The sequence below is a fragment of the Mesorhizobium sp. M0571 genome, from assembly GCF_040320985.1.
Taxonomy (GTDB): Bacteria; Pseudomonadota; Alphaproteobacteria; order Rhizobiales; family Rhizobiaceae; genus Mesorhizobium.
This window is the reverse complement of sequence record NZ_JAMYQT010000026.1, coordinates 1-24,223: the sequence shown is the minus strand read 5'-3', so window position 1 is coordinate 24,223 and position 24,223 is coordinate 1. Positions and strand designations below refer to the sequence as shown.

At 63.4% G+C, this 24,223-nt stretch carries 26 protein-coding genes, 3 pseudogenes and 1 riboswitch; of the genes and pseudogenes, 16 read left to right on the top strand and 13 right to left on the bottom strand.

Annotated features, from left to right (window positions below; genetic code table 11):
• Nucleotides 1–3: 3 nt before the first annotated feature.
• The 3 genes from NKI85_RS25615 to NKI85_RS25605 form a co-directional block, all read right to left on the bottom strand.
• Nucleotides 4–375 (bottom strand): response regulator, encoded by a 372-nt coding sequence (locus tag NKI85_RS25615; RefSeq protein ID WP_352528855.1) that lies wholly within the window; start codon nucleotides 373–375, stop codon nucleotides 4–6.
• A gap of 197 nt (nucleotides 376–572) precedes the next feature.
• Entirely contained in the window at nucleotides 573–1,115 is a 543-nt protein-coding gene (hpt, locus tag NKI85_RS25610; RefSeq protein ID WP_352528853.1) for a hypoxanthine phosphoribosyltransferase, read from the bottom strand.
• 186 nt (nucleotides 1,116–1,301) lie between these two features.
• The gene (locus tag NKI85_RS25605) at nucleotides 1,302–1,592 is read right to left on the bottom strand and encodes a hypothetical protein (protein ID WP_352528851.1); all 291 of its coding nucleotides are present in this window, start codon (nucleotides 1,590–1,592) and stop codon (nucleotides 1,302–1,304) included.
• A gap of 236 nt (nucleotides 1,593–1,828) precedes the next feature.
• Here NKI85_RS25605 and ftsE point away from each other — a divergent pair, with 236 nt between their 5' ends.
• The 3 genes from ftsE (at nucleotide 1,829) to NKI85_RS25590 (ending at nucleotide 4,314) form a co-directional block, all read left to right on the top strand.
• On the top strand, nucleotides 1,829–2,488 hold the full coding sequence (gene ftsE / locus NKI85_RS25600) for a cell division ATP-binding protein FtsE (protein WP_023677923.1): 660 nt from the start codon (nucleotides 1,829–1,831) through the stop codon (nucleotides 2,486–2,488).
• Nucleotides 2,481–3,464 carry a cell division protein FtsX gene (locus NKI85_RS25595; protein ID WP_352528849.1) on the top strand — a complete coding sequence of 328 codons (984 nt, stop codon included), beginning with the start codon at nucleotides 2,481–2,483 and terminating at the stop codon, nucleotides 3,462–3,464. The genes ftsE and NKI85_RS25595 overlap by 8 nt, the downstream gene beginning before the upstream one ends.
• Before the next feature lie 88 nt (nucleotides 3,465–3,552).
• Nucleotides 3,553–4,314 carry a YdcF family protein gene (locus NKI85_RS25590; protein ID WP_352528847.1) on the top strand — a complete coding sequence of 254 codons (762 nt, stop codon included), beginning with the start codon at nucleotides 3,553–3,555 and terminating at the stop codon, nucleotides 4,312–4,314.
• Nucleotides 4,315–4,330: 16 nt separating this feature from the next.
• On the opposite strand, the gene NKI85_RS25585 is transcribed toward NKI85_RS25590, so the two are convergent.
• Nucleotides 4,331–4,951 carry a pyridoxamine 5'-phosphate oxidase family protein gene (locus NKI85_RS25585; protein ID WP_352528845.1) on the bottom strand — a complete coding sequence of 207 codons (621 nt, stop codon included), beginning with the start codon at nucleotides 4,949–4,951 and terminating at the stop codon, nucleotides 4,331–4,333.
• 134 nt (nucleotides 4,952–5,085) lie between these two features.
• On the opposite strand from NKI85_RS25585, the gene NKI85_RS25580 reads away from it, so the two are divergent.
• On the top strand, nucleotides 5,086–5,994 hold the full coding sequence (locus NKI85_RS25580) for a LysR family transcriptional regulator (protein WP_352528843.1): 909 nt from the start codon (nucleotides 5,086–5,088) through the stop codon (nucleotides 5,992–5,994).
• Nucleotides 5,995–6,102: 108 nt separating this feature from the next.
• Nucleotides 6,103–6,903, top strand: a complete 801-nt coding sequence (locus tag NKI85_RS25575; RefSeq protein ID WP_352528841.1) for a lysophospholipid acyltransferase family protein — start codon at nucleotides 6,103–6,105, stop codon at nucleotides 6,901–6,903.
• Between the two features lie 27 nt (nucleotides 6,904–6,930).
• On the opposite strand, the gene NKI85_RS25570 is transcribed toward NKI85_RS25575, so the two are convergent.
• A complete protein-coding gene (locus tag NKI85_RS25570) occupies nucleotides 6,931–7,551 on the bottom strand; it encodes a LysE family transporter (RefSeq protein ID WP_352778701.1) in 621 nt (206 codons plus the stop codon).
• 146 nt (nucleotides 7,552–7,697) lie between these two features.
• Complete coding sequence (locus tag NKI85_RS25565; RefSeq protein ID WP_352528837.1) at nucleotides 7,698–8,645, bottom strand: aldo/keto reductase; 948 nt, start codon at nucleotides 8,643–8,645, stop codon at nucleotides 7,698–7,700.
• Between the two features lie 447 nt (nucleotides 8,646–9,092).
• Here NKI85_RS25565 and NKI85_RS25560 point away from each other — a divergent pair, with 447 nt between their 5' ends.
• Nucleotides 9,093–10,073: a quinone oxidoreductase family protein gene (locus tag NKI85_RS25560; protein ID WP_352778698.1), complete on the top strand. Its 981-nt coding sequence runs from the start codon at nucleotides 9,093–9,095 to the stop codon at nucleotides 10,071–10,073.
• A 45-nt stretch (nucleotides 10,074–10,118) separates the two neighbouring features.
• Here the strand turns inward: NKI85_RS25560 and NKI85_RS25555 are convergent, their stop codons facing one another.
• Nucleotides 10,119–10,652: a gamma-glutamylcyclotransferase gene (locus tag NKI85_RS25555; RefSeq protein ID WP_352778696.1), complete on the bottom strand. Its 534-nt coding sequence runs from the start codon at nucleotides 10,650–10,652 to the stop codon at nucleotides 10,119–10,121.
• 113 nt (nucleotides 10,653–10,765) lie between these two features.
• Here NKI85_RS25555 and NKI85_RS25550 point away from each other — a divergent pair, with 113 nt between their 5' ends.
• Nucleotides 10,766–11,767, top strand: a complete 1,002-nt coding sequence (locus tag NKI85_RS25550; protein WP_352528833.1) for a DUF2125 domain-containing protein — start codon at nucleotides 10,766–10,768, stop codon at nucleotides 11,765–11,767.
• 32 nt (nucleotides 11,768–11,799) lie between these two features.
• Here the strand turns inward: NKI85_RS25550 and NKI85_RS25545 are convergent, their stop codons facing one another.
• Together NKI85_RS25545 and hisC are read right to left on the bottom strand one after the other, a co-directional pair.
• Nucleotides 11,800–12,735 (bottom strand): prephenate/arogenate dehydrogenase family protein, encoded by a 936-nt coding sequence (locus NKI85_RS25545; protein ID WP_352528831.1) that lies wholly within the window; start codon nucleotides 12,733–12,735, stop codon nucleotides 11,800–11,802.
• Between the two features lie 4 nt (nucleotides 12,736–12,739).
• On the bottom strand, nucleotides 12,740–13,849 hold the full coding sequence (hisC, locus tag NKI85_RS25540) for a histidinol-phosphate transaminase (RefSeq protein ID WP_352528829.1): 1,110 nt from the start codon (nucleotides 13,847–13,849) through the stop codon (nucleotides 12,740–12,742).
• Between the two features lie 138 nt (nucleotides 13,850–13,987).
• A riboswitch (SAM riboswitch) is annotated at nucleotides 13,988–14,065 on the top strand.
• A gap of 93 nt (nucleotides 14,066–14,158) precedes the next feature.
• Here hisC and metX point away from each other — a divergent pair.
• The 6 genes and pseudogenes from metX (at nucleotide 14,159) to NKI85_RS25510 (ending at nucleotide 18,061) form a co-directional block, all read left to right on the top strand.
• Nucleotides 14,159–15,328, top strand: a complete 1,170-nt coding sequence (metX, locus tag NKI85_RS25535; RefSeq protein ID WP_352778694.1) for a homoserine O-acetyltransferase MetX — start codon at nucleotides 14,159–14,161, stop codon at nucleotides 15,326–15,328.
• 58 nt (nucleotides 15,329–15,386) lie between these two features.
• Complete coding sequence (metW, locus tag NKI85_RS25530) at nucleotides 15,387–16,001, top strand: methionine biosynthesis protein MetW (RefSeq protein ID WP_352528924.1); 615 nt, start codon at nucleotides 15,387–15,389, stop codon at nucleotides 15,999–16,001.
• A 242-nt stretch (nucleotides 16,002–16,243) separates the two neighbouring features.
• Nucleotides 16,244–16,990 carry an SDR family NAD(P)-dependent oxidoreductase gene (locus tag NKI85_RS25525; RefSeq protein ID WP_352528825.1) on the top strand — a complete coding sequence of 249 codons (747 nt, stop codon included), beginning with the start codon at nucleotides 16,244–16,246 and terminating at the stop codon, nucleotides 16,988–16,990.
• 41 nt (nucleotides 16,991–17,031) lie between these two features.
• Nucleotides 17,032–17,295 carry a sigma factor gene (locus tag NKI85_RS25520; RefSeq protein WP_352778692.1) on the top strand — a complete coding sequence of 88 codons (264 nt, stop codon included), beginning with the start codon at nucleotides 17,032–17,034 and terminating at the stop codon, nucleotides 17,293–17,295.
• Nucleotides 17,211–17,579, top strand: a pseudogene (locus NKI85_RS25515) (sigma factor-like helix-turn-helix DNA-binding protein); the annotation flags it as partial. The gene NKI85_RS25520 and the pseudogene NKI85_RS25515, both read left to right, overlap by 85 nt.
• 206 nt (nucleotides 17,580–17,785) lie before the next feature.
• Nucleotides 17,786–18,061 (top strand): sigma-70 family RNA polymerase sigma factor family protein, encoded by a 276-nt coding sequence (locus NKI85_RS25510; protein WP_352778731.1) that lies wholly within the window; start codon nucleotides 17,786–17,788, stop codon nucleotides 18,059–18,061.
• 22 nt (nucleotides 18,062–18,083) lie between these two features.
• Here NKI85_RS25510 and NKI85_RS25505 read toward each other — a convergent pair whose 3' ends face one another.
• From NKI85_RS25505 to NKI85_RS25495, 3 genes are all read right to left on the bottom strand, one after another.
• Complete coding sequence (locus tag NKI85_RS25505) at nucleotides 18,084–18,890, bottom strand: DUF1194 domain-containing protein (RefSeq protein WP_352528821.1); 807 nt, start codon at nucleotides 18,888–18,890, stop codon at nucleotides 18,084–18,086.
• Between the two features lie 76 nt (nucleotides 18,891–18,966).
• Entirely contained in the window at nucleotides 18,967–20,793 is a 1,827-nt protein-coding gene (locus tag NKI85_RS25500; RefSeq protein WP_352528819.1) for an ABC transporter ATP-binding protein/permease, read from the bottom strand.
• Nucleotides 20,794–20,920: 127 nt separating this feature from the next.
• Nucleotides 20,921–21,691: a class I SAM-dependent methyltransferase gene (locus tag NKI85_RS25495; protein ID WP_352528817.1), complete on the bottom strand. Its 771-nt coding sequence runs from the start codon at nucleotides 21,689–21,691 to the stop codon at nucleotides 20,921–20,923.
• Nucleotides 21,692–21,789: 98 nt separating this feature from the next.
• On the opposite strand from NKI85_RS25495, the gene gloB reads away from it, so the two are divergent.
• The 3 genes and pseudogenes from gloB to NKI85_RS25480 all read left to right on the top strand — a co-directional run.
• A complete protein-coding gene (gene gloB / locus NKI85_RS25490; RefSeq protein WP_352528815.1) occupies nucleotides 21,790–22,557 on the top strand; it encodes a hydroxyacylglutathione hydrolase in 768 nt (255 codons plus the stop codon).
• A gap of 6 nt (nucleotides 22,558–22,563) precedes the next feature.
• Nucleotides 22,564–22,992 (top strand): cupin domain-containing protein, encoded by a 429-nt coding sequence (locus tag NKI85_RS25485; RefSeq protein WP_352528813.1) that lies wholly within the window; start codon nucleotides 22,564–22,566, stop codon nucleotides 22,990–22,992.
• 57 nt (nucleotides 22,993–23,049) lie between these two features.
• Nucleotides 23,050–23,775: pseudogene (locus tag NKI85_RS25480) on the top strand (DDE-type integrase/transposase/recombinase); the annotation flags it as partial.
• A gap of 95 nt (nucleotides 23,776–23,870) precedes the next feature.
• Here NKI85_RS25480 and NKI85_RS25475 read toward each other — a convergent pair.
• Nucleotides 23,871–24,223 (bottom strand): annotated as a pseudogene (locus tag NKI85_RS25475) (IS110 family RNA-guided transposase); the annotation flags it as partial.

The following is a 24,223-nucleotide window of genomic DNA, read 5'->3' as shown; positions in this document are numbered from 1 at the left end:
CGGTCAGGCGAAGCAGGCGAGCACCTGTTCGACGCGGGCGCGGATTTCAGCCAGCGTGAACGGTTTTTGCACGACGTCGAGAATAATGCCGTCCAATTCCTCGGCGCGCTCGCGCTGGTCGGCATAGCCGGTCATCAGCATGATCTTCATCGCCGGGAAAAGGACCACTGCCGCCTTGGCCATCTCGATGCCGTCCATCTCGGGCATGCGGATGTCGGACAGCACAAGGTCGTAGCCACCTTGCGCCGCCCGGATCAGAGAAAGACCGTGCGCGCCGTCGGCGGCAATGGTGACATTATGCCCGGCGCGTTCGAGCGCACGGGCGGCGAGGGTGCGGACGGATTCATCGTCCTCGACGATCAGGAGCTTTGCCATGGGCAGGATATTTGACGGGGAAAAGTTGATGTTTCCTGAAAGCCAGGAAAGGCCATGAGGCCTTTTCAAAATTCGCTCCGGCGAGGCATATGGCGTGGTTTTCGAGAACCGGAGCGGAGCGGACATTCAAGTCCGTGAGCACCGGAAGCGCAGAAAACCGCGTCAGATGACCGCCGGAGTAGAATTTTCAAAAGGCCTCAGGCGTCGCCCTTGACGACGCCGACAAACGGCAATTCGCGAAACGCGTGGGCGACGTCCATGCCATAACCGACGACGAAATAATCGGGGCAGTCGAAGCCGACATAATCGGCGTTGAGCGTGGTCTGGCGGCGCATCCGCTTGTCGAGCAGCACGGCGATGGCACAGCTCCTGGCTCCGCGCGACAGCATGAGGTCGCGGGTGAAGCTCAGCGTCTTGCCGGATTCGAGGATGTCGTCGATCAAAAGCACGTCGCGGCCGGCGACCTCGTTGTCGATGTCGCGCAGCACCCTCACCTCACCGCTGGTCGTCCCGGCACCGTAGCTGGAGATGAAGATGAACTCGACCTCCGGCGACAGGCCGACATCGTGCATGGCACGGATAAGATCGGCGGCGAAAATGAACGATCCCTTCAGCACCGAGATTACCAGAAGGTCGTGGTAATGGTGCCCGGCGATCTCCTTGGCAAGTTCCAGGTTCCGCCGCGCGATGGCGGACGCCGAAAACAGGACTTCGATGTCCTTGCCGCGCACAACTGGCATTGGCCGCCTTTCCAAAAGTGATCGCCTCGCAGGCGAAGCTGACCGAAACGGTCTTCAACCCCGTTTCTAGGCATGTCGAGCCGGCTGGCAAAGCCAAATCTTTCGCAGGGCGCCCGCGAACGGTCGGATGTCCGCAGCGCATCGCGAACCGTTTATCTGGTAACCTGTTGATTTTCTGGCGCCGTTCTAACGAACCAGCGCGTGGCCGCCCGAAATCCAGAAGGCGGCAAAGGCGGCGCCGACGCCGGCAATCCAGAAGATCGGCCCACCGTGCAACCACAACGGCCGTTCGACGGCGGTTTCGGGCTTGCGCAACATGTCCATGCCTTCGATCGAAGGCGTAGAAATCATGCGCGTAGCCGGCGGCGCAAAGTCTGGACGCGTAAAATGGCGGGGCAGCACCTCATAATCGGCATCGATGACGTCGGCGGTCACGTCGCGCATGATGCGTTCCGGCTCGGCGGCCGGGTCGGTCATGATTTCGCCGGAAACCGGGCGCGCGGTTCGATCCTCAGCCATCATGGCCCAACACTACAGCACCTGTTCGCTGTTCGTTTCTTTTGGGTAAACGGAAATGGTTAACGCTTCCCCACCGGAACCCCTGTGACTCGCTCGAAAAGCCCCCTAATTAACCGCCGGTTAACCATGCCGGCCGATGGTCTTTCCACAGAAAGGGCTGGCATCTTGCCGCCGAGAATTCCAGGTCGTCGAAAGTGATCCGCTTCGAAAATGTCGGCCTCCGCTATGGCATGGGTCCGGAGATCCTCCGCGACATCTCCTTGCACATTCCGGAGCGCTCCTTTCAGTTCCTGAGCGGACCTTCGGGCGCCGGCAAGACGACGTTGCTGCGGCTCCTGTTCATGTCGCTGAAGCCGACGCGCGGCCTGATCACCATTTTCGGCAAGGACCGCTCGCGCATCTCGCGCACCGAATTGCCGCATCTGAGACGCCGCATCGGCGTGGTGTTCCAGGATTTTCGCCTGCTCGACCATATGACCACCTACGAGAACGTGGCCTTGCCGCTGCGCGTGCGCGGCCGCGAGGAGGCGACCTACCGCACCGACGTCACCGAGCTGCTGAAATGGGTCGGCCTCGGTGAGCGCATGCATGTGCTGCCGCCAGTGCTGTCCGGCGGCGAGAAGCAGCGCGCCGCGATCGCCCGGGCCTTGATCGAGCAGCCCGAGATCCTGCTCGCTGACGAGCCTACCGGCAATGTCGACCCGCCGCTGGCGCGACGCCTGCTGCGGCTGTTCATCGAGCTCAACCGACTGGGCACTGCCGTGGTGATCGCCACGCACGACCTCGGCCTGATGGAACAGGTCGACGCACGGCGCATGATCCTGGCCGGCGGAAGGCTGGACATCTATGACTGAGCTTTCCGTCCAACAGTTCGAGGATCAGGACGCCGCGGCGGCAAAGCCCCGCGTTCAGCGCAAGATGGCGCCGATCGTGCCGGCGCAGAACGTCGCCGGCCGGGCGCTGGTGCTGGTCATCGCCATCATGACGTTTCTGTCTTGCCTGACCTTCGGCGCGGTAACGCTGGTGCGCGACACCGCCTCGGTCTGGCAGAATCAGATCTCGCGCGAGGCGACGATCCAGATCAAGCCGGTCGACGGCCTCGACATGGAGGCCGCGCTTGCCCAGGCCTCGCAGATCGCCGGCGAATTCCCCGGCGTGAAAAGCGCCGAGATCGTCGACCGCGAGGCAACGGCCCGGCTGCTCGAGCCCTGGTTGGGCTCGGGCTTGAACATCGATGAGCTGCCGGTGCCGCGCTTGATCATCGTCACCATCGACGAGAACAACCCGCCCGATTTTGTCGCACTGCGCGCGGCGATCACGCCGAAGCTGCCGAGTGCCTCGCTCGACGATCATCGCACCTGGGTTGACCGGCTGGTTGCCATGGCCCGGACCACGGTAACGATCGGCATCGCTGTGCTGGCGCTGATGCTGTCGGCGACGGTGCTGACAGTGGTGTTCGCGACGCGCGGCGCCATGGCCGGAAACGGCCACATCATCGAGGTGCTGCATTTCGTCGGCGCCGAGGCGCGCTTCATCGCACGCGAATTCCGCCGGCATTTTCTGGTTACCGGCATGAAGGGCGCCGCGGCAGGCGGCGCCGCGGCGATCCTCGTCTTCATCATCTTCTCCTGGTGGTCGTCACGCAACATGGCAACGCCGCAGGCCGACCAGGCTACCGCCCTGTTCGGCAATTTCGCCATCGGCTCCGCAGGCTATCTCGGGGTCGCTGTCATGGTGCTGGTGATCGGCGCGCTGACGGCGGCAACGTCACATTTCACCGTGGTTACCTATCTCAGCGACATCGACATTCGCCAGCCGGACGCCGGCTAAAGGAAAGATCGATCACGGATGAAAACGCATCGTCACGAAAATTGCATTTTTTTCCTACCAAAGGCCGTATTTCGGGATTAACCATGCGATGATGGACCGGGACTCGACCGATACCGCTGGGTGCATGCCGGTGCTGGTTGCGCGTCCGCATGAATTCACCAAGCCAGACGAGTTCGTCAAGCCAGATGGGTTCGCCAAACACGGGCGGCTGCTGGCAGCCCGCTCCTTGCGCATCTCGGCTCTCCTTCTGCTCGCTCTCGTGGCGCTGTTTGTCGCCGGCTTCGGCTGGTTCGCCAATACCGTCAGCCATCTGACGACGCCCGCCAATCCGGCAAGGGCCGACGCTATCATCGTGCTGACCGGCGGCCAGTCGCGCCTCGACGCCGCGATGGGCCTGCTTGCGTCAGGCAAGGGCGAGCGGCTGCTGATCAGCGGCGTCCATCCTTCCGCCAGCCGCCGCCAGCTTCAAGCCGCGACCGGCGGCGACAAGAGGCTGTTTTCTTGCTGCGTCGACATCGACCGCGCTGCGCTCGACACGATCGGCAACGCCGAGGAAAGCGCCAAATGGGTCGAGGACCACGCCTACGGCACCGTCATCCTCGTCACCAACAATTATCACATGCCGCGCAGCCTGCTGGAAATGGGCCGGCTGCTGCACGGCGCAAGGCTCGAGCCCTATCCGGTGGTCAACACCAACCTCGAGAATGGCGGCTGGCTGACCAAGCCGGAAGCGTTGCGCGTGCTGTTCACCGAATACAGCAAATACCTGCTGGCGCTGGCGCGCGGCATCATGCCGGCGAAGCAAACGCCCAACGGCGTCACGCTGGCCGACGCCGCGGGCGGAAACTGAACGGCACTGGCACTTTTCATTCCCTGGCTGTTGGATCCGAGCGCAAGCGCGCGATCTCCTGCTCGAGCCGTTCTATGCGCCTGTCGCGTTCGGCCAGAGCCGCCGCCACGTCGGCCGCTTCGAAACGCTGCGGGATATGCTGCGAGCAATTGGAATCCCAGGCCGAAACCGCAAACAGGATGACCTGCTCGGGTCGCGCTTTATAGTCGTGCGGCATCAGTCTTGCCGTCAGCTCGGCATCGCCCTCGACGACGCGCGCTTTGCCCCAGATCTTGATGCGCTGCCGCTGCGCATAGTCGATCAGGAACAGGAAAGCCTGCGGGTTGTCGCTGAGGTTGCCCTGAGTGATGAACTGCCTGTTGCCGGAAAAATCGGCAAAGCCGATCGTCCGCTCATCAAGTACCGTGAGGAACCCGGCAGGCCCGCCGCGATGCTGGATGTAAGGCTGGCCATCCGCATTGGCGGTCGACAGGAAGACACTGGTCTGGGCCTCGACGAAAGCGGCGAGATCGGGCGTGATTGCTGCCTGCCAGCCGCCACGCTCCTCGACACGGGCATAGGTCTGGCGCGTGCCCTTGCGGGCCTGGATCGCCTTGACCGTCGGTGTGAAGGCGACATCGCTGGTGTGAGCGTTCATCAAAACCCTCCTGAAGCGCCGAACTGCGCTGCATTACTCACTCCGGAAATAGAGCCTTCCATCTTCGAGATGCAGATGCCATATCTGCAATCTATCCTTCCACTTTTCGGAAGGAGCAATTTTTCGGGAGAGCTATGGATCGCCTCCAGTCCATGTCGCTTTTCGTTGCCGCGGCGGAGACAGGCAGTCTTTCGGCCGCTGGGCGCCGCTTCGGCATTCCGCTGACAACTGTCAGTCGCAAGATTTCGGACCTGGAAAAACACCTGAAGACACGGCTGTTGAATCGCTCGGCGCGGCAGCTGTCACTGACCGACGCGGGCCACGCCTATCTCGCCGCCTGTCGTCGCATTCTCGACGAGGTCGGCGAGGCCGAGCGGACAGCCGCGGGGGAATACAGCGCCCCGACCGGCGAACTGATCGTTACCGCACCGATCGTCTTTGGCCGCCTGCATGTGCTGCCGGTCGTCACCGGCTTCCTCGCCGCCTACCCCGACGTGAGCGTCCGGCTGACGCTCGCCGATCGGATAACCCAGTTGGTCGAGGAGCACATCGATCTCGCCATCCGCATCGGCCAGCTTGCCGATTCGAGCCTGATCGCCCTCCGCCTGGGATCGATCCGCCGCGTCGTTTGCGCGAGCCCGGCCTATCTCGCCGAGCACGGCACGCCGAAAACCCCGCAAGAGCTTGCGGCGCACAGTGCAATCACCTTCGAAGGGCTCACCGCCGCCAGCTGGAGCTTCGCCACCGGCAAGGCCGAATTCGCCGTGCCGATCCGCTCCCGGCTACGGGTCAACACCGCTGAGGCGGCAATCGATGCGGCGATTGCTGGCGTCGGCGTGACCAGGCTGCTTTCCTACCAGATCGCCACCGCAATTCGATCGGGTACGCTACGCCCTGTGCTGCAGGAGTTCGAGCCCGAGCCATGGCCGGTAAGCCTCGTCCATGCCGGCCAGGGGCTGCTGCCGGTGAAGCTGCGCGCGTTCCTCGACTTCGCGGCCCCGCGCCTGAAGCAGCGCCTGGTACAGGCGGCGTGGCAGGCGTGACGGAGACGGCCTATCGCAAGACCGGAACCGATCTCCGGCCTCGCGCCGTTTCCTTTTTGCCGGCGCTTGGTGTAACCAACGCACACCTCCTCACCGGGCACTTGCTGCATGCTCCATATCCGCTCGCTGGCGTTCAATCTCGCCTTCTACCTCAATTTGATCGTCCAGATGATCCTCTGGACCCCGTATTATTTCCTGTCGCCGCGCCATCGCGCCTGGTTTGTGCCGAAATTCTGGTCGCGCACCAGCATGTGGCTCTACGACAAGATCGCCGGCACCAGGAGCGAGATCACAGGCCAGGAAAACCTGCCCAAAGGCTCCTTCATCCTGGCGCCGAAGCACCAATCCTTCTGGGACGCGATCGCCTTCCTGCCGTTCCTCGACGATCCCGTTTACATATTGAAGCGGGAGCTGACCTGGATCCCGTTCTTCGGCTGGTACATCTTGAAAATGCGGATGATTCCGGTCGACCGCGGCAGCCGGTCGAAGGCTTTGAAGATGGTGATCGCCGCGACCAAACAGGAATTGGCGCGCAATCCCCGCCAACTCATCATCTATCCCGAGGGCACGCGCCGGGCGCCGGGCGACGAACCGGTCTATAAATACGGCATCGTCGAACTCTATGCGCAACTTGGCATTCCGGTGGTGCCGGTCGCTCACGTCGCCGGCCTCTATTGGCCGCGCCGTAAATTCCTGCGCTATCCCGGCACGATCAAGGCGCACTTCCTGCCGCCGATCCCGCCCGGCCTCGGCAAGGATGAATTCATGCAACGGCTGATCGGCGAGACGGAAGCCGCCTGCGACCAGCTCCTCGTCGAGGCGGCGCAGACGCCGAACCCGCCGCCGATGCCGCCGACGGCAGTGAAAAGGCTTGGTGAGCTGGACGCGAAACCTGAAATGAAAGGCTGAAACAACAGCCTCAGATGCCGCAAGGGCTCACGGCAGGGCAGCCAGAGCGGCTGTCGCAACCAGCGTCACGGCAAACACCAGATTGACGATCCGCGAAGCCAAGGGTTTGCGCAACATACGTGCAAAGGCCGCGCCGGCGAGAAGCCACAAGAGATGAATGGCAACGATCATCAAGGCGAGGACCGCCAGCTTGGCTGAAACAGCAAGATCGCCGGCGCCAGAAGACGCGCCGGCGAACACGGCGGCAATCGCCAAATCTGGTTGGGGGTGGCCCACCCCAATACGTAACCCACAACGTCCGGGGGTACGGGCCGCACCACCGCCCCCCCCCGCCTGTGGCGGCGCCGTCGCTATCTTGAACGCCAGGTAAAGGATGTAGGCCGCTGAGGCGACCGCCAGCAGCGCCGCAAGCTTCGGCAACGCGGCGAGAACGGCCATGATGCCCGTCGCCACCACCAGCAGCACGAGGATCGTGCCGAAAACGATGCCCGAGGCATAGCGGAGCGAATCACGCAGGCCGAACGCGGCACCGACCGCGGTGACGCTTATCGTCGCCGGTCCCGGGCTGCCCATGACGATGGCCGATGCCAGCACAAGCGCCAGCAATTGCTGCCATAGCTGCTGATCGATAAGAACCTGTGCGGCCATGCGGCGTCCCTGCATCCTGCGACGATGCAGGGACGGTAAGGCAAGGCGGCGGTGCCCGTCTTGAACGATCGTGCAAGCTCGTTCGCGCTCAGCTGACGGATCTACTGCTTGAATATCCTGGATAGATAAGCAGCTCCAAACCGCGGCTAGGCGCTGGCTTTGTCGAGTTCGGCGATATCGTCCGGGCTGAGCTGCAACGACGCGGCACGAACCAGGCTGTCGAGCTGGTCGAGCGTTGTCGCGCTGGCGATCGGAGCGGTGACGCCGGGGCGCGCCATCACCCAGGCAAGCGCCACTTCCGCCTGCTTGGCCGAATGTCTGCCCGACACGGCGTCGAGTGCTGAAAGAATGCGCATGCCGCGCGCGTTGAGATATCCTTTGACACCACCGCCGCGCGGGCTTTTGCCGAGGTCGGCTTCGCTCCGGTACTTGCCGCTTAAAAAGCCCTTGGCGAGGCTGAAATAGGTGATGACGCCGATGTCCTCGGCCGCGCACAGATCGCGCAGCGGACCATCGAAGGACGAGCGGTCGTAGAGATTGTATTCCGGCTGCAGCACCTCGTAGCGCGGCAGGCCGCGCAGGCTTGCTACGTCGAGTGCGGCGCGTAACTGGGCGGCGTCGAGGTTGGAAGCGCCGGCATAGCGGATTTTGCCCGTGTCGAGCAGTTTCTGGTAGGCGCCGAGCGTTTCTTCATAGGGAGTGGCCGGATCAGGCCAGTGCGACAGATAGAGATCGATGGTATCGACCTGCAGCCGCTTCAGCGAGGCGTCGATGGCCTTTTCGATATAGGCGGCGGACAGATCCCTCTTGCCCTGGCCCATGTCCGAACCGACCTTGGTGATGACGACAACCTTGGCGCGGTTCCCGCGGCTCTTCATCCATTTGCCGATGATGGTTTCGGATTCGCCGCCCTGGTGGCCGGGAATCCAGCGCGAATAGGAATCGGCCGTGTCGATGGCGTTGAGGCCGGCGTCGACAAAGCGGTCGAGCAGGTCGAACGAGGTTTTCTCATCGGCGGTCCAGCCGAACACATTGCCGCCCAGAACCAATGGCGCGATGGATAGGTCGGTGCGACCGAGACGACGTTTCTGCAAGGCTGATCTCCATGGTGATTCATGCTGGGGCGGGTGGGAGCCGCCGACCGGGCTAACCTATGGCGTGCCGCGGCAACGTCAAACGCATAGCCTTTTTTCCAGCCCGCCGGCGCTTCACAAAGCCGCGACCCGCCGCGCCCCGTGTCCAGCCAATGGCTATTGGCTCTGGCATCGAAATTCGCCAGGCGGCAGTCCTACGGCGCGATTTCGGCAATGCCGAGTCTGGTGCCTTCAAGAAGCGTCTTCGCCGCCTCAGGACGCTGGTCCCCGATATCCAAACCAGCATTCTCTGAGGAAACATCTGGCAAATTTAGCACATAGATTGTCAAATCTGCCAATTCTGACTTTTGCCGGCCGGCCGTAAGTTCCGCGGCGCCGACGCAAATCTCGGCGCGGTCTGGCCGGGCCCAGACTGTTTGCCCCGGATCGTTTGTTATGGAGACCGGCATGAAAGCAATTGTATTTGACGCAATCGGCTCGCCGCGCGACGTGCTCTATGTGGACGACCTGCCGATGCCGCGGATCGGCGACGGCGAGGTGCTGGTCAGGATGGTCTCGGCCTCGATCAATCCGGGCGACTTCCTGTTTATCCAGAATCTCTATCCCGAACCGAAGAAGCCGCATTTTCCCCGGCAGATCGCGGGAAACCATGGCGCCGGCATCGTCGAAGCCGTCGGCGCGAACGTCTTGCTGGATCCGGGCACGCTTGTCGCGTTCAGCTATTATGGCAGTTGGGCCGAGTACGCGGCCATTCCCGCCGAATGGCTGATCCCGTTGCCTGCCGGCTATCCGGTCGAACGCGCCGGGCAGATGGTGAACCCCATTACCGCGTGGGATCTGATGGTGGATTCCCGTGTGCAGCCTGGCCAGTGGCTGGCTGTCACGGCCGGCTATTCGTCGATTTCGACAATGGTGATGCAGTTCGCCCAACGACGCGGCATCAACGTCATCGCGCTGGTGCGGCGCTCGCACCAAAGCTTTGACCTGAAGACGCTTGGCGCCGCCGCCATTCTTGACCTTTCGGACTTGAAGGCAAGCATCCGGGAAGCGGTGATGGATATCACCGGTGGCGCCGGATTGAACGGGATTATCGACAATGTCGGCGGACCTGCCAGCGGCGAATTGATCCGCACCCTGGCGCTCGGCGGGCAGATGGTGATCAATGGCGGCATGAGTGCCGAGCGCTTCGAACTGCACAATTTCGATGTGTTGCTGAGCGGCGTCGAAATCAGGGCGAATATCTATCGCTACTTCTTTTCGCCGCCGGTCGAAGCCGACCGGCCTGTGCTACGCGAGATCATCGACATCTTCGGCCAGCCCGGCTTCCACGTTCCTGTCGGCGGTCTCCACCCGCTGACCGAGTTCAAGCTTGCCGTGGCAAACAGCCTGGATCGCGCCGATCTTGGAAAACAGATTTTCAGGATGTAGCCCGGACCACGACACCGAAAACATCATGGTCAACGATAACAGAAGCTACGTCGCGATCCGTCTTGTCACCTCTTCCAGCCAGTGGTCGCTTATACCCAGTGCTTCGAGGTGCTCCAGCGTGCTGAGCACGTAGTCCTCATTCCTCCCCGACTGGCCGACGGCGCCGCGAACGACGGCCGCCGCCGCCGCCGCGTCGAGTGCACCGGCATATTGCTCATGGCTGCGGTCCACGACATAGGCGATGGCTTCGACCGTCTCGCCCCCATCCGTCTCACTCTTGTCGAGGCGAACGCTGAGCATACGTTCGAGATAGACGTTGGTGACCAGCTCACGTTCGCGCAGATAGGTGATGACCTCGTTGCGCAGCTCGCCTGGAACCCGGAACGCCAGCCCGATGCAGGAGCCGCCGCGGTCGAGGCCGAGCACCAGGCCCGGCCGTTCGCGCGTGCCGCGATGCACGAAAGAATAAACGCAGAGCGAACGGCGGTAGCCATGCAGGCGGGCGCGCCGCGTCTCGACATGCGCGAATCCCGGTCGCCAGATCAGTGAGCCGTAGCCAAAAACCCAAAAATCGCCCATATCGCCAAGCCTGATTGTGACGACCACCCCACCGGTGGTGTTTCAGTCCGTCTACCTGTTGTTGCCGCAAGCGACAGCCCACCCATGCCACCCGCGTTAACGAAAGCCGCAGCATGACGTCAAGTGACGAGCGCCCGCCGCCCAACCAACGTCGCCGCCTGTTGTGGCTTGCCGCTTTCATCCTCGTGCTGTTCGGCATCTACAGCGCCGGCTGGTTCTACCTGGCGGACCTGGTCGAGAGCGCAGCCGGCAAGGCGGTGACCGATCTCGACGAAAAGGGCATCAAGGCCGACTGCGCCAATCTCGCGGTCAGCGGCTATCCCTTCAGCTTCACCGTTTCCTGCGACAGTCTGGCTTACGAGGACGACAGCCGCAACGTCGCTGCCTCAACCGGCAAAATCAACGCCGCCACGCAGATCATACGGCTTCTGTCGCCTGCCGCCGAGCTCAGGGGGCCGCTCAGGACCTCGGTTCCCGGCATGACGCCGCTGTGGATCGACTGGGATGATTTGCAAGCCGGCATGAAGCTGTCTTGGCCGCTGCCGAGGCACCTCTCGCTGCAGGCGGAAGGCCTGTCCGGCCAGACCGATCCGGCGGACGATACCGATCCCGTCTCGCTGTTCAGTGCCGGAACCGCCGCAGGGCAATTGCGTCCAAACGGCCAGGATATCGACTATGCCGGCAATTTCACCGATCTCGAAATCGATGCGGCGGCCATCGACGGGCGCGTCTTGCCGCCGTTCGACGGCAGTGGCGACGTGACGCTGAAGAACGGCGTGGCGCTGATCAAGACAAATCCGAAGAGCCTGCGCGGCCAGGCTGCCGAAATCCACAAGCTCGATCTGTCGTCCGGAACTGCGCGCATCACCGTTTCCGGACCGCTGTCGGTCGACGACGACGGTCTCATAAATGCCGACCTGACGATCAAGCTCAACGATCCAAAGGCCGTGGCGGCAATCCTCGCCACCGCCATCCCCGAGCAGAAGAAAGAGATCCAAGCCGGCTTTGCCGGACTGGCGCTGCTCGGCAACCAGCCGTCGATGCCGCTGAAGATCGTCAAGGGCAAGGCCTCGCTCGGCTTCATCCCGCTAGGCAAGATCAAGCCGCTCGATTAGGCGGTCTGGCCTGCGATCGGCTTGCCGCGGGCTTACCCCTTTACCGGGTGTTCGACTGCCTGGCGGCCGAAATCCGGCGCGTCGATGTCCTGGCCCGCCTCGATGATCGAACGGCGGACGGCGCGGGTGCGGGTGAACAGGTCGAACAGTTTTTCGCCGTCGCCCCAGCGGATCGCCCGTTGTAGCGACGCTAGATCCTCGGAAAACCGCGCCAGCATTTCGAGGATAGCGTCCTTGTTGTGCAGGCAGACGTCGCGCCACATCGTCGGGTCGGAAGCCGCAAGACGGGTGAAGTCGCGAAAGCCGGAGGCCGAGTACTTGATGACCTCGGACTTGGTCACCGACTCCAGATCGTCGGCGGTACCGACGATGTTATAGGCGATGATGTGCGGCAGGTGCGAAACGATGGCCAGCGTCATGTCGTGATGCTGGGGGTCCATGGTGTCGATGTTGGAGCCGCAGCGGCGCCAGAATTCGGATAGCTTTTCCAGCGCCTCGGCATCGGTGCCGGGCAGCGGCGTGAAGATGCACCAGCGGTTCTCGAACAGTTCGGCAAAACCGGCATCCGGTCCCGATTTTTCGGTGCCGGCCAGCGGATGGCCGGGAATGAAGTGAACGCCCGCCGGCACATGCGGCTGCATCTGCGCGATCACCGACGCCTTGGTCGAGCCGACATCGGTGAGGATGGCGCCCTTTTTCAGCGCCGGTGCGATCTCCGCGGCGACCGTGCCCGAAGAGCCGACCGGCACCGAAACGATGACCAGATCGGCGTCGCGAACCGCTTCTTCCGCATCCGTCGTGTAGGTGTCGCCAAGGCCAAGTTGGCTGGCCCGCGCCAGCGTCGCTTCGCTGCGCGTCGAAATGGCGACTTGGCCGGCGAGTCCTTCGCGGCGGATGACCCGCGCCAGCGACGAACCGATCAGGCCGATGCCGACCAGCGCGATCTTTTCGAACATCGGTGATGTCATGGTTCTAGCTTTTCAGAAATGTCGCGAGTGCGGCGACAACGCCGCGATTGGCCTCTTCGGTGCCGATGCTCATGCGCAGCGCGTTCGGAAATCCGTAGCCGGAAACCCGCCGCAATATGTAGCCGCGCTGGCTGAGATAGTCGTCGGCGGCCGCCGCCGAATGCTTTTCGTCCTCGGGAAAGTGGATGAGGATGAAATTGCCGACGCTCGGCGTCACCCGCAGCCCGAGCCCGGTCAATTGCTCGCTCAGCCAGGCCAGCCAGGTCTCGTTATGGGCGACGCTGCGCTCGATATGGACGCGGTCGCGGATCGCGGCGATGCCGGCCTCGATCGCCGTCGCATTGACGTTGAAGGGGCCGCGCACGCGGTTGATCGCATCGACGATGTGCATTGGCGCATACATCCAGCCGATCCGCGCCCCGCCAAGGCCCAATTTCGAGAAGGTCCGCGTCATGACGACATTATCGGTGCCGCCCACCAGTTCGACACCGGCTTCATAGTCGTTGCGCCGGACATATTCGGCATAGGCGGCATCCAGCACCAGAAGCACGTTTCGCGGCAGGCCGGCATGCAGGCGGCGCACTTCCTGGAACGGCACGTAAGTGCCGGTTGGATTGTTGGGATTGGCAAGGAAGATGATCCTGGTACGCGGCGTCACCGCGGCCAGTATTGCATCGATATCGGCGCGTTCATCGGTCTCCTTGACCGTCACCGGGACAGCACCGGCCGACTGTATGTAGATCTTGTAGACCATGAAGCCGTGTTCGGTGATGATCGCCTCGTCGCCGGGAGCGAGGTAGGTCTGCGCAAGCAGGCCCAGGATCTCGTCGGAACCGTTGGAGCAGATGATGTTCGCCGGATTGAGCCCATGCACCTCAGCGATCGCTTCCCTCAGGCGCCTGGCGCTGCCGTCGGGATAGACCGCGAGCTTGTCGGCAACCGCGCGCGCGGCCTCTATTGCTTTCGGCGAAGGACCGAGCGGGTTCTCGTTCGACGACAGTTTGTGGACCTTGGCGACACCGGCGGGCGCCGTGCTCTTGCCGGGCACATAGGCTTCGATGTCCATGATGCCGGCGCGGGGCGTTGGACGTGTCTGGTCCGGTGTCTGGCTCATATTATGAAATCCGTCGAGGGTGCCTCCATCCGAAGGCCGCAGCGGAAATACAAGCCATGGCCCGGAATGTCGAGGGGCGGCAATTCAGGATGAAGAACTTGCCGTTGACGAAGCCACGCGCGAGTCATAGAAGAGCAGCGACAGTTCCGTGGTGATTTGGCCGGTCGGCTTGCAGCCACGTTAAACAACTTGCTAAAGGGCCGTTTGCATCTTGTAACCGGCTTTGCGAAGGCATGGCCGGTTTTTTGTTGCCCTGACTGGTTGTTGCCCCAGACCGGCGGACAACTGAAGGCGGGGCAAGGAGATGTGATGGTCGCTCTGCGCGCTCGAAAAACCAACAACGAGGCCGACCAGCCGTCGAGCCCGGTGTTGCGTTTCGGCGCCGACAAGCCGCTCAAGCTCGACGCCGGCACGCTGCTGTCGCCGTTCCAGATCGCCTACCAGACCTATGGCACGCTCAACGATGCGCGCTCCAATGCCATCCTCGTCTGCCATGCGCTGACCGGCGACCAGCATGTCGCCAACACCAATCCGGTGACCGGCAAGCCGGGCTGGTGGGAGGTGCTGATCGGCCCCGGCAAGATCATCGACACCGACCGCTTCTTCGTCATCTCGTCCAACGTCATCGGCGGCTGCCTCGGTTCCACCGGCCCCGCCTCGACCGATCCCGCCACCGGCAAGCCTTACGGGCTCGACCTGCCGATCATCACCATCCGTGACATGGTGCGCGCGCAGCTGATGCTGGTCGAGCATTTCGGCATCGAAAAGCTGTTCAGCGTGCTAGGCGGCTCGATGGGCGGCATGCAGGTGCTGCAATGGGCCTCCAGCTATCCCGAGCGCGTCTTCTCGGCGCTGCCGATCGCCACCGGCGCCCGCCATTCCTCGCAGAACATCGCTTTCCACGAGGTCGGCAGGCAGGCGGTGATGGCCGATCCGGACTGGCATGGCGGCAAATATTTCGAGCATGGCAAGCGGCCGGAAAAGGGGCTGGCGGTGGCGCGCATGGCCGCCCACATCACCTATCTGTCGGAAGCAGCGCTGCACCGCAAGTTCGGCCGTAACCTGCAGGACCGCGAAGTTTTGACCTTCGGTTTCGATGCCGACTTCCAGATCGAGAGCTATCTGCGCCATCAGGGCATGACCTTCGTCGATCGCTTCGATGCCAATTCCTATCTCTACATGACCCGGGCGATGGACTATTTCGATCTCGCCGCCGACCATGGCGGCCGGCTGGCCGATGCCTTCGCCGGCACCAAGACGCGCTTCTGCCTGGTCTCCTTCACCAGCGACTGGCTGTTCCCGACCGAGGAGAGCCGCTCGGTCGTCCACGCGCTGAACGCGGCCGGCGCTTCGGTATCGTTCGTCGAGATCGAGACCGACCGCGGCCACGATGCCTTCCTGCTCGACGAGCCGGAACTGTTCGCCGCCATCAAAGGCTTCATCGCCTCGGCCGCGCGGGCGAGAGGGCTCGGCGCATGACCCCGAAAAGTTGCAGACTTTTCGGATCAGGATCATGCGCCAAGCAGAAGGCGAAGCCATGAGCGTCAACCGCGCCCAGCGCGTCGACCTCGAAGTCGTCGCCGCGCTCATCCCGCCGCAGTCGCGGGTGCTGGACGTCGGTTCCGGCGACGGCCTGCTGCTCGAATTGCTGCAGGAGACCAAGAAGGTCGATGGCCGCGGGCTGGAGCTGTCGCAGCGCGGCGTCAACGAATGCGTGGCGCGCGGCCTGTCGGTCGTCCAGGGGGATGCCGACAAGGACCTCGAATTCTACCCCGACAAGGGTTTCGACTTCGTCGTTTTGTCGCAGACCTTGCAGGCGACCCGCAATCCGAAGCTGGTGCTCGACGAGTTGCTCCGGATCGGCAACCGCGCCATCGTCTCTTTCCCCAATTTCGGCCATTGGCGGGTGCGCTTTTCGCTGCTCTTCAACGGCCGCATGCCGGTGACCAAGGACCTGCCCTATTCCTGGTACGACACGCCCAACATCCATTTCTGCACCATTCGCGACTTCGTCAATCTGTGCGACGAGCTTGGCGCGACCGTAGAAAAGGCAACTGCGCTCGACGCCAACGGCCAGAGGATCGGCTTCTCCATGCCGTGGTGGTTCTGGAACTTTTTCGGTCAGCAAGCGGTGTTTCTGCTGAAACGATAGGTTTAACCGGCAGAAACCACGAACCACTGATCTGCGCGGCAAAACCCACCGTTATCCTGACATTCCGCCTTACATGATCGCTCGGCAGATCATCGCCGACGCGTTTCTTCCGGGCTTCGCGCGGGCCTTGCCGACCATGCCGAGAAAATTTCTGACCAGCACCGATGATTTCGGCACGCCTGCGCTGTCCTTGTCGATGAGCGCGCCTGGATGGTCCGGCGGCTGGGATAGAGAGGTGATCCATGGGATCGTTGCAAAATCAGAATGTCGTCGTCGTCGGAGGCAGCCGTGGTGTCGGCCGTTCGATCGCGGAGGCCGCCCTCAAAGAGAGAGCGACGGTGCTGGCCGTCGCCCGCGGAAAACAGTCCCTGGCGCAATTTGCCTGGGAAATTTCGGGCGTTAAGACGCTCGCGGTCGATGCAACCGTGGACTCCGCCCCCGATCGGGTCTTCGCCGCGCTGGAGCCGGACGTCCTGGTGATCTGTGCAGGCGCGCTGGCCCCTTCCGCGCCGGTGCACGAACAGAACTGGAAGGCGTTCTCCGCAAATTGGGAAACGGACGTCAAGGCGTCGTTCCTGTTTTGCCGGTCCGCTCTGCGGCGTCCGCTCAAGCCGGGAACCCGGATCGTTCTGATCTCCAGCGGCGCGGCCTTGACCGGCGGGCCACCGAATGCCGGCGGCTATGCCGGAGCAAAACGCATGCAGATGTTCCTGGCCGGCCATAGCCAGAAGGAGTCCGATCGGCTCGGCCTCGGCCTGCGCTTCATGGCGCTCGCGCCGATGCGCATCATGCCGGAGACCGGCGTAGGCAAGGCCGGCGTCGACAGTATCGCGGCCTATATGGGCATCCAGCCCGCGGACTTCATCGCCGCCATGACCGACATGCAAACGCCGGCCGATGTCGGACGGGCGGTCGTCGCACTCGCCACCGGCCAGTCGCAAGGCAGTACCTTCATGGTGAGCGGGAGCGGGCTTGCCCCGGCCGCCTGAGGCGCGCGTAATGCAAACCTGACCCGGAACCCGGAAGCCGCATGACAGACGCTCAGCCACCTCTGGAGCCAGCACGCCAGCAAGGCCAGCCGATTCTCGATCGGCTGGCCTTCGAGAAGGTCACGGCGGCGCATCGCCGCGAGCTCAAGCTGCATTGCTACCGCATGATGGGTTCGCTGCACGAGGCGGACGACCTCGTCCAGGACACGTTTCTTCGCGCCTGGCGCGCCAGGTCGGAGTTCGACGGGCGGGGTTCGGTTCGCGGCTGGCTTTACACGCGACCAACGCTTGCCTCAACGCGCTGAAGGCGCGGACCAGGGCGCATCGCATTCTGCAGCAGCCCGGACAACCGCCCTCCCACGGCTCGGCTACAGGCGGGCCGTCGGCCGAAATTACCTGGCTGGAGCCCTACCCCGATGCCGAGCTTCCAGGCCTCGTCGACAGCGGGCCAGGTCCGGAAGCGCGTTACGAGAGCCGCGAAGCCGTCCGGCTCGCCTTCGTCGCCGCGATCCAGGATCTGCCGCCCAGGCAGCGCGCCGCGCTGCTGCTTTCCGACGTGCTGGGGTGGTCGGCTGTCGAGACGGCGCGTTTGCTGGGCGGATCGACGGCTTCGATCAACAGTGCATTGCAGCGCGCCCGCGCAACGCTTGCGGCGCGTTACCCTCAGGGACGGCCCGAGGCCCGATCGCGGCCCAATCCAGAAGAAGGACGACTGCTCGAGCGTTACATGCAGGCCTGGCAAGCCGCCAATCTCGACAGCTTGATCGAGCTGCTGCGTGAGGACGCCACCATCACATGCCGCCCTGGCGCGAATGGTATCAAGGCCGGGAGGCGATCCGCGGTTTCTTCGAGACCGTCTGGGGGAATTTTGGCGGCTTCCGCACGGTGGCCACCGCAGCCAATGGCCAGCCGGCGGTCGGGGTCTATTCCCGCAGTCGCGATGACCCGGCGTGGCGGGCCCATTCCCTGCATGTGTTCGAGCCCGCTGAAGGCGGAATCGCCTCTTTGACGATCTATGTCGGGCCGCTCGGCCCCAGTCTGTTTCCGGCCTTCGGCCTGCCGCCGGCCTAGACTTGGCCCCTGCGGCAAGGTCTTAGCGGTCAAGTTCAGGGAAATACGGGTCCGAGAAAAACCGGCGGTCGCGCTCGCCCTGCAGACAGTCGATCGGCGCGTCGATGCGGATCGTCCTCAGGTCCTCCTTGGGATACTCGATGCCGCTGACCTCGAGCACCAGCTTGCGGCGGATGGCGGTGGCGAATTCGGAAGCCGCATAGATCGGCAGCACGAAGGAGCCCGGCCCGCCGGTGACGCATTCGGCATAATACCGGTCGAGATGGCTGAAGGTGGGTGACGGGCTGATCAGGATCGGTAGCCCGTTAATGACGATGCCCTTCGCCAGCGCCGCGTCGCGCGCCGTTGTGACCGGCAAGCCGCTATTGTTTGGGCCGTCGCCCGAGACATCGATGACGCGGCGTTTGCCGACGAAGGTCATGCCGTCGAAAAGCGCGGCGCCGAAGGCAAGTGCGCCGGAAATCGAGGTGCCGCGAAAGCTCCTGAACGGGCGGGCCGCGATCTTGTCGGCGAAAGCGTTGGCGCTCTCCTTGCTGTCGATGACCTGCCAGGCAATGACCGCATCGTCGCGGATGGTGCCTGCCCATTCGAAATAGGTGATGGCGATGCGGCCGGAGGTGCCGGCACGCGCGGCGTTGATGAAGTCGGGATGGCGCAGCGCCGCGACATAGCCGGCGCGCTGCAGGGCAAACTCCCTTTCATCCATCGACTGCGAAATGTCGACGGCCAGCACCAGCTCGACGTCGACGGCAACGGCATCGGCGGGCGCGGCCACAGGTGCTGCCGGGGCGCAGGCAAGGCAGGCGAGCAGGGTGAGAGCGTCAAGCATGGTCGGTCGGAACGTTCCCATCTGAAACGATCGCGACAGTTTTTCGCCGCGATCGCGGCGAAATAAAGCTTGGCTTCTATTTCTTTCGGCCGGCCGAGGCGGTAGCCGGGGGCGGTTCGATGGCGCCTGCCCTGACACGGGCCGGCTTGAGGGCCGGTTGGCCGGCATCCTTGAGGATGGTCAACGCCCGCGGGAAGAAGCGGATATTTTGCTGGCCGCGGCCGATATTGAGGATCGCGGCGTCGGGAAGGCGCTTCTCCAGCATCGACAGCACTTGCCTCAGCGCCGCGCCGTCGAACGCATCCAGCGCCTCGTCGATGATCACCCATTTCGGTCGCCGCAAGGCGAGCCTGGCAAAAGCCAGCAGACGCTGCTCGTCGTCGCTGAGCTCACGCTCCCAGCGTGCCGAGCGATCGAGCGAGGACGACAGGCGTTGGAGCCCGACCTCGGCCAACGCTGCCGAAATCTCGGCATCGCTCACGGTTGCCGCGCCATCTGAATGGTTGAGCACCTCGCGCAGCGTGCCAAGCGGGAAATAGGGGGTACGCGGAACAAAGATCGGCGCTTCTCCGGCCGGCATGCCGATCCGTCCGCTGCCCCATGGCCACAAACCGGCAATGGCGCGGAAGAACAGCGTCTTGCCGGCGCCCGGATCTCCGGTAATCATAACGCGGTCGCCGGCGCGGATTTCGACATGCGGCTCGGCAAGCTTGGTGCATCCGTCCGGCGAGGCAATCTCAAGTTTCTCGAAGGTCAGGCTGCCGTCCGGGTTTTCGCCGAAGGCGATGCGCCTTTCCGTATCGTGCAGCGCGTCGGTGTCGCCAAGCGCGATGCGGAAGTCGGCGACCCGCATCAGCGTGGCGCGCCAATCGGCGATACCGCCGATATTGTTGATGAACCAGCGCAGCGAGGAATGGACCTGGTTGAAGGCGCCGACTGCCATCATCAACCCGCCAAAGCTGATATCGCCGGCAAAATAGACCGGTGAAGCGACGAGGATCGGCGCGACGACAGTGATCCAGCCATAGGTATCGGTAACCCAGGAAAGATTGATCTGGGCGCTGTAGATACGCCGCATGGCGCCCAGCACCATGCCAAGGTCGAACTCGAGCCGGCGCCTGGCATCGGCCTCGCCATGCGCAAGCGCGATGGCATCGACATTCTCGTTGACGCGAACCACCGAGGAGCGCAGCTCCGCTTCACGCGTATAGCGATCGTTGTTGAAGCGGATCAGCGGCCGCCCGACCAGCCAGCTCAACCAGGAGGCGGTGCCCGCATAGAGGATCGCCGCCCAGACCATGTAGCCGGGTATGGCCAGCGAATGGCCGCCTATATGGAAGACGAAGCCGGAAGACAACGACCACAAGACGCCAACAAAGGAGGCAAGCAGGATGCAGGACTGCAGCAGGCCGATGCCGAGACCGGTAGAAAGATCGGAGAGATGCCCGGCATCCTGTTGCAGGCGCTGGTCGGGATTGACGCCGATGGCGCCGGCATGGGTCAGTCGGAAGGCGCGCGCCGGCCGCATCCATTCGCCGATCAGGTCGAGCGTCAGGGCCTCGCGCAGCTTCAGGCGGAGCATCTGGTCGAGCCAGGTCTGGCCGACATTGAGCACCACAAGCCCGCCAGCGATGCCGGCAAAGACCAGAAGCTGATGCAGGAAGCCCTGCATGTCGCGCCGCGCCAGCGCGTCGTAGAAAGGCTGATTCCAGCGATTGAGCAGAACCTGCCCGATCGAGCTCGCCACGATGACAGCGACGATGCCGATCGCTGCCCAAAGCAATTGTTTTCGCACTGGCGAGGTGGTCAGCGCCAATTTGATCGTTGCCAGTTGCTCACGCAGGCTGCTGGCTTCGATCGACGTGGCAAGCGTCTGGGCCTCGACATCCGGATGATCAGCCATGAGTGGATCCTTGCATTCGGAGCAATGCCAAACCGGTCACAGGGATCGGCCGCACGGCCTTCAATCGGACAGCAAATCTGATATCGTCAGATAGGCGTGAAAAAGCACGTCTCGGATCACGAACGCGTCATCCTGGCGGTGCCGGGTGTTCGGCCTGTGACAGCCGGCCGAGCGTCGGCGCGCCGTGCGGCGAGAGAACCGGCACGAAGACGCGGCGGGAAGCGCGCTGGGCGACCGGCACGCCCTGATAGAGCCGCTTCTGCGCCTCGACGACGATGACGCCGGAGAAGATCGGCCAGAAGCGCCGGCCGGCACGTTCCAGCACATTGTGGAACCGCATCATGAAGCGTCGCGGCGACGGCGGGAAGAACAGCGCATCGGACCATGCGGCCGGGGTGAAATTCGCTTCGCGCAGCAATTCGGTCAGCTGGCCGCGCGAGAACGGCCGGCCATTGCCGAAAGGCGTATGCTCGAAGCGCGCCCAGACGCCGCGCCGGTTGGGCACGACGATGACGACACGGCCGGCGGGCGACAGCACCCGCCAGATTTCGTTCAGCGTCTCGCGCGGGTTCTCGACATGTTCGAGCGAATGGACGAGCAGCATGCGATCAATGCAGGAATCGACCAGCGGCAGCTCCTCGTCGAAGACCAGCGCCGTCGCCGTCGGCCCCGTCGCCGGCCAGACCACCGCCCCCTGCGTTGCCGGCATGAAGGCGAAGACACGCTCGGCATCGCTGCCGAAGCGCTCCAGCCAGGGCAAGGTGTAGCCAAGGCCGACCAGCCGCTCGTTGGGCACGACGGCCCATATCGAGGACAGCGCCATGGTGATCGAGCGCTCGGCCAGGCGCCCGAGAGTGGTCGAATAGAAGGAACGGAGGTCGACAATATCTGAATGCATGGGCGGAACGGTAGCTTCGAAGCAGTTCAAGTTCAACAAAGGCGGATGACATCGTCTGGCCGCCGCCCTATGTCTGCGCCTAGAAACGGAGAGATGTGATGCCCGTCGAGATCGAACAATTCATGTGCCGCAGCGACAATTTCGGCGTCCTGGTGCATGACCCGAAAAGCGGCCAGACGGCGCTCATCGACGCACCCGAGGAGGCGCCGATCCTGGCCGCGATCAAGCGCACCGGCTGGACGCCGACGATGATCCTGACCACCCACCACCATCTCGACCACGTCGAGGCCAATCTGGCGCTGAAGGAGCGCTTCAAGCTGCGCATCGTCGGGCCGGAAGCCGAAAAGGCAAAGATTCCCGGCATCGACGAAACCGTCGAGCAAGGCTCGGTCGTCCACCTCGGCGATGAGCGGATCGAGGTCATCGCCACACCCGGCCACACGGCGGGTCATGTCACGTATCATCTGCCGGCGTCGAAAGTGGCATTCGCCGCCGACACGCTGTTTGCGCTCGGCTGTGGGCGGCTGCTCGAATGCAAGCCGCCGGTGATGTACGAATCCCTGAAAAAGCTCGCGGCGCTGCCGGCCGACACGGTCGTCTATTGCGGCCATGAATATACGCTGGCCAACGCCCGTTTCGCGCTCACCGTCGACCCGACCAATTCGGCGCTGAAAGAGCGCGCCGCCAAGATCGAGGCGCTGCGTGCCGACGGCAAGCCGACGCTGCCGACGACAATCGGCGAGGAACTGTCGACCAATCCGTTCCTGCGCTGGCACGATCCGGCGATCCGCAGGCATCTCGGCCTGGAGAAGGCCTCCGATGCCGAAGTGTTCGCCGAGATCCGCAAGCGCAAGGACAATTTCTAAGCGGCCATGACCAGTTCCGCCGAAATCATCGCCCTGCTCGGCCTGAAGCCGCATCCGGAAGGCGGCTGGTATGCCGAGACCTTTCGCGATGGCGCGGAAGGTGCCCGCGGCCATTCGACGGCGATCTATTTCCTTCTGGAGAAGAACCAATTGTCGGCCTGGCACCGGGTCAGGGACGCGGCGGAGGTCTGGCACTTCTATGACGGCGCGCCGCTGGCGCTCTCGATACATCGAGAAGACGGTCCCGTTATCGAGCAGATCCTCGGTACGGCGCTTGCCGCGGGCGAGCGGCCGCAGATTGTCGTGCCGGCGGGCTGGTGGCAGTCGGCACGCAGCCTCGGCGAATGGACCCTGGTCGGCTGCACCGTGGCTCCGGGCTTCGATTTCGCTGCCTTCGAACTCGCCGAACCCGGCTGGCAGCCGGGAACGCCCTAGGTGTTTGATCTCAGGCTTTAATGGCGCACCATTGTCGTCCGAATCAAAGGACGCGCTATGGGACAGATTCTACACGGCCGCGCCACGACGACAGAGGCGGTCCGTCGAGCAATACAGCATAGTCAAGAGAGCCTGAGGGCACTGGCCAAGCGCTATGGCATCGATCAGAAGACGGTTGCGAAGTGGCGGAAGCGGCCGTCGACCGCCGATCTTCCGACCGGCCCGAAGGAGCCGAGGTCGACAGTGCTGTCCCTCGAAGAGGAAGCGGCCATCGTCGCCTTTCGCAAGCACACGCTGCTGGCGCTGGATGATTGTCTGTATGCGCTTCAGCCGACGATCCCGCATCTGACGCGCTCGTCATTGCATCGTTGCCTTCAGCGTCATGGCATTTCGAGGCTGCCGCAGCTGGATGCTGACAAGCCGGCCAAGAACAAGTTCAAAGCCTATCCGATCGGCTATTTCCACATCGACATCGCCGAGGTGCAGACCGCCGAGGGCAAGCTGCGTCTCTTCGTTGCCATCGATCGAACGTCCAAGTTCGCTTATGTGCAATTGCACGAGACGGCGGGCAAAATGGCGATGGCCCAGTTCCTTCGGGATCTGATCGCGGCCGTGCCCTATGCCATCCATACCATTCTGACCGACAACGGCATCCAGTTCACCAACCGGAGCTGCGATCGGCACGCCTTCGAGCACATCTTCGACGGCGTCTGCGACGAACATGGCATCGAGCACAGGCTCACAAAGATCAACCATCCCTGGACCACTGATGTGATCGACAAGAGCCTTTTTGATAAATCTGCGCTATTCTCCTGTCGCGCACGGACGACCGCGTGGCGAAGAGCAGGGTCCGAGGTGAGAGCCCTGCCGCGCAGCTTCTATCGTCGCACCTCGTTTGCGGCATCCGTGCGCGCCTTTCTCGGGCCTCGCGGGTTCCAACCGGCGACGAAGCGTGCATAGGCGCTCTCGGCCTGCTCCACCCACCGGCGCTCTTCTTCCCGGTGGCTCTTGATGTTGTAGGCGTGCGCGGCCCCCTTTTGGCCGCGCACGGCCTTGCTCCCGGCCTTGAGTTCCACATCGCGCAGCTTCTTGGCATGCAGGGAGGGTCGAGCCCACGCGTAACTCTCGCCCTTCATCAACAGATGCCAGATCACGACAGAGAGTTTGCGTGCGGTTGCCACGGCCGCGACATGCTGCCCGCGCCGGGCTCGCACACGCAGGAAGAAGGCTC

Bases quoted from the DNA above. Each gene is read 5' to 3' on its own strand.
- NKI85_RS25615 (WP_352528855.1), bottom strand. From the start codon at position 375: ATGGCAAAGCTCCTGATCGTCGAGGACGATGAATCCGTCCGCACCCTC.
- hpt (WP_352528853.1), bottom strand. From the start codon at position 1,115: ATGCCAGTTGTGCGCGGCAAGGACATCGAAGTCCTGTTTTCGGCGTCC.
- NKI85_RS25605 (WP_352528851.1), bottom strand. From the start codon at position 1,592: ATGACCGACCCGGCCGCCGAGCCGGAACGCATCATGCGCGACGTGACC.
- NKI85_RS25595 (WP_352528849.1), top strand. From the start codon at position 2,481: ATGACTGAGCTTTCCGTCCAACAGTTCGAGGATCAGGACGCCGCGGCG.
- NKI85_RS25590 (WP_352528847.1), top strand. From the start codon at position 3,553: ATGATGGACCGGGACTCGACCGATACCGCTGGGTGCATGCCGGTGCTG.
- NKI85_RS25585 (WP_352528845.1), bottom strand. From the start codon at position 4,951: ATGAACGCTCACACCAGCGATGTCGCCTTCACACCGACGGTCAAGGCG.
- NKI85_RS25580 (WP_352528843.1), top strand. From the start codon at position 5,086: ATGGATCGCCTCCAGTCCATGTCGCTTTTCGTTGCCGCGGCGGAGACA.
- NKI85_RS25575 (WP_352528841.1), top strand. From the start codon at position 6,103: ATGCTCCATATCCGCTCGCTGGCGTTCAATCTCGCCTTCTACCTCAAT.
- NKI85_RS25570 (WP_352778701.1), bottom strand. From the start codon at position 7,551: ATGGCCGCACAGGTTCTTATCGATCAGCAGCTATGGCAGCAATTGCTG.
- NKI85_RS25560 (WP_352778698.1), top strand. From the start codon at position 9,093: ATGAAAGCAATTGTATTTGACGCAATCGGCTCGCCGCGCGACGTGCTC.
- NKI85_RS25555 (WP_352778696.1), bottom strand. From the start codon at position 10,652: ATGGGCGATTTTTGGGTTTTTGGCTACGGCTCACTGATCTGGCGACCG.
- NKI85_RS25550 (WP_352528833.1), top strand. From the start codon at position 10,766: ATGACGTCAAGTGACGAGCGCCCGCCGCCCAACCAACGTCGCCGCCTG.
- NKI85_RS25545 (WP_352528831.1), bottom strand. From the start codon at position 12,735: ATGACATCACCGATGTTCGAAAAGATCGCGCTGGTCGGCATCGGCCTG.
- hisC (WP_352528829.1), bottom strand. From the start codon at position 13,849: ATGAGCCAGACACCGGACCAGACACGTCCAACGCCCCGCGCCGGCATC.
- metX (WP_352778694.1), top strand. From the start codon at position 14,159: ATGGTCGCTCTGCGCGCTCGAAAAACCAACAACGAGGCCGACCAGCCG.
- metW (WP_352528924.1), top strand. From the start codon at position 15,387: ATGAGCGTCAACCGCGCCCAGCGCGTCGACCTCGAAGTCGTCGCCGCG.
- NKI85_RS25525 (WP_352528825.1), top strand. From the start codon at position 16,244: ATGGGATCGTTGCAAAATCAGAATGTCGTCGTCGTCGGAGGCAGCCGT.
- NKI85_RS25520 (WP_352778692.1), top strand. From the start codon at position 17,032: ATGACAGACGCTCAGCCACCTCTGGAGCCAGCACGCCAGCAAGGCCAG.
- NKI85_RS25510 (WP_352778731.1), top strand. From the start codon at position 17,786: ATGCCGCCCTGGCGCGAATGGTATCAAGGCCGGGAGGCGATCCGCGGT.
- NKI85_RS25505 (WP_352528821.1), bottom strand. From the start codon at position 18,890: ATGCTTGACGCTCTCACCCTGCTCGCCTGCCTTGCCTGCGCCCCGGCA.
- NKI85_RS25500 (WP_352528819.1), bottom strand. From the start codon at position 20,793: ATGGCTGATCATCCGGATGTCGAGGCCCAGACGCTTGCCACGTCGATC.
- NKI85_RS25495 (WP_352528817.1), bottom strand. From the start codon at position 21,691: ATGCATTCAGATATTGTCGACCTCCGTTCCTTCTATTCGACCACTCTC.
- gloB (WP_352528815.1), top strand. From the start codon at position 21,790: ATGCCCGTCGAGATCGAACAATTCATGTGCCGCAGCGACAATTTCGGC.
- NKI85_RS25485 (WP_352528813.1), top strand. From the start codon at position 22,564: ATGACCAGTTCCGCCGAAATCATCGCCCTGCTCGGCCTGAAGCCGCAT.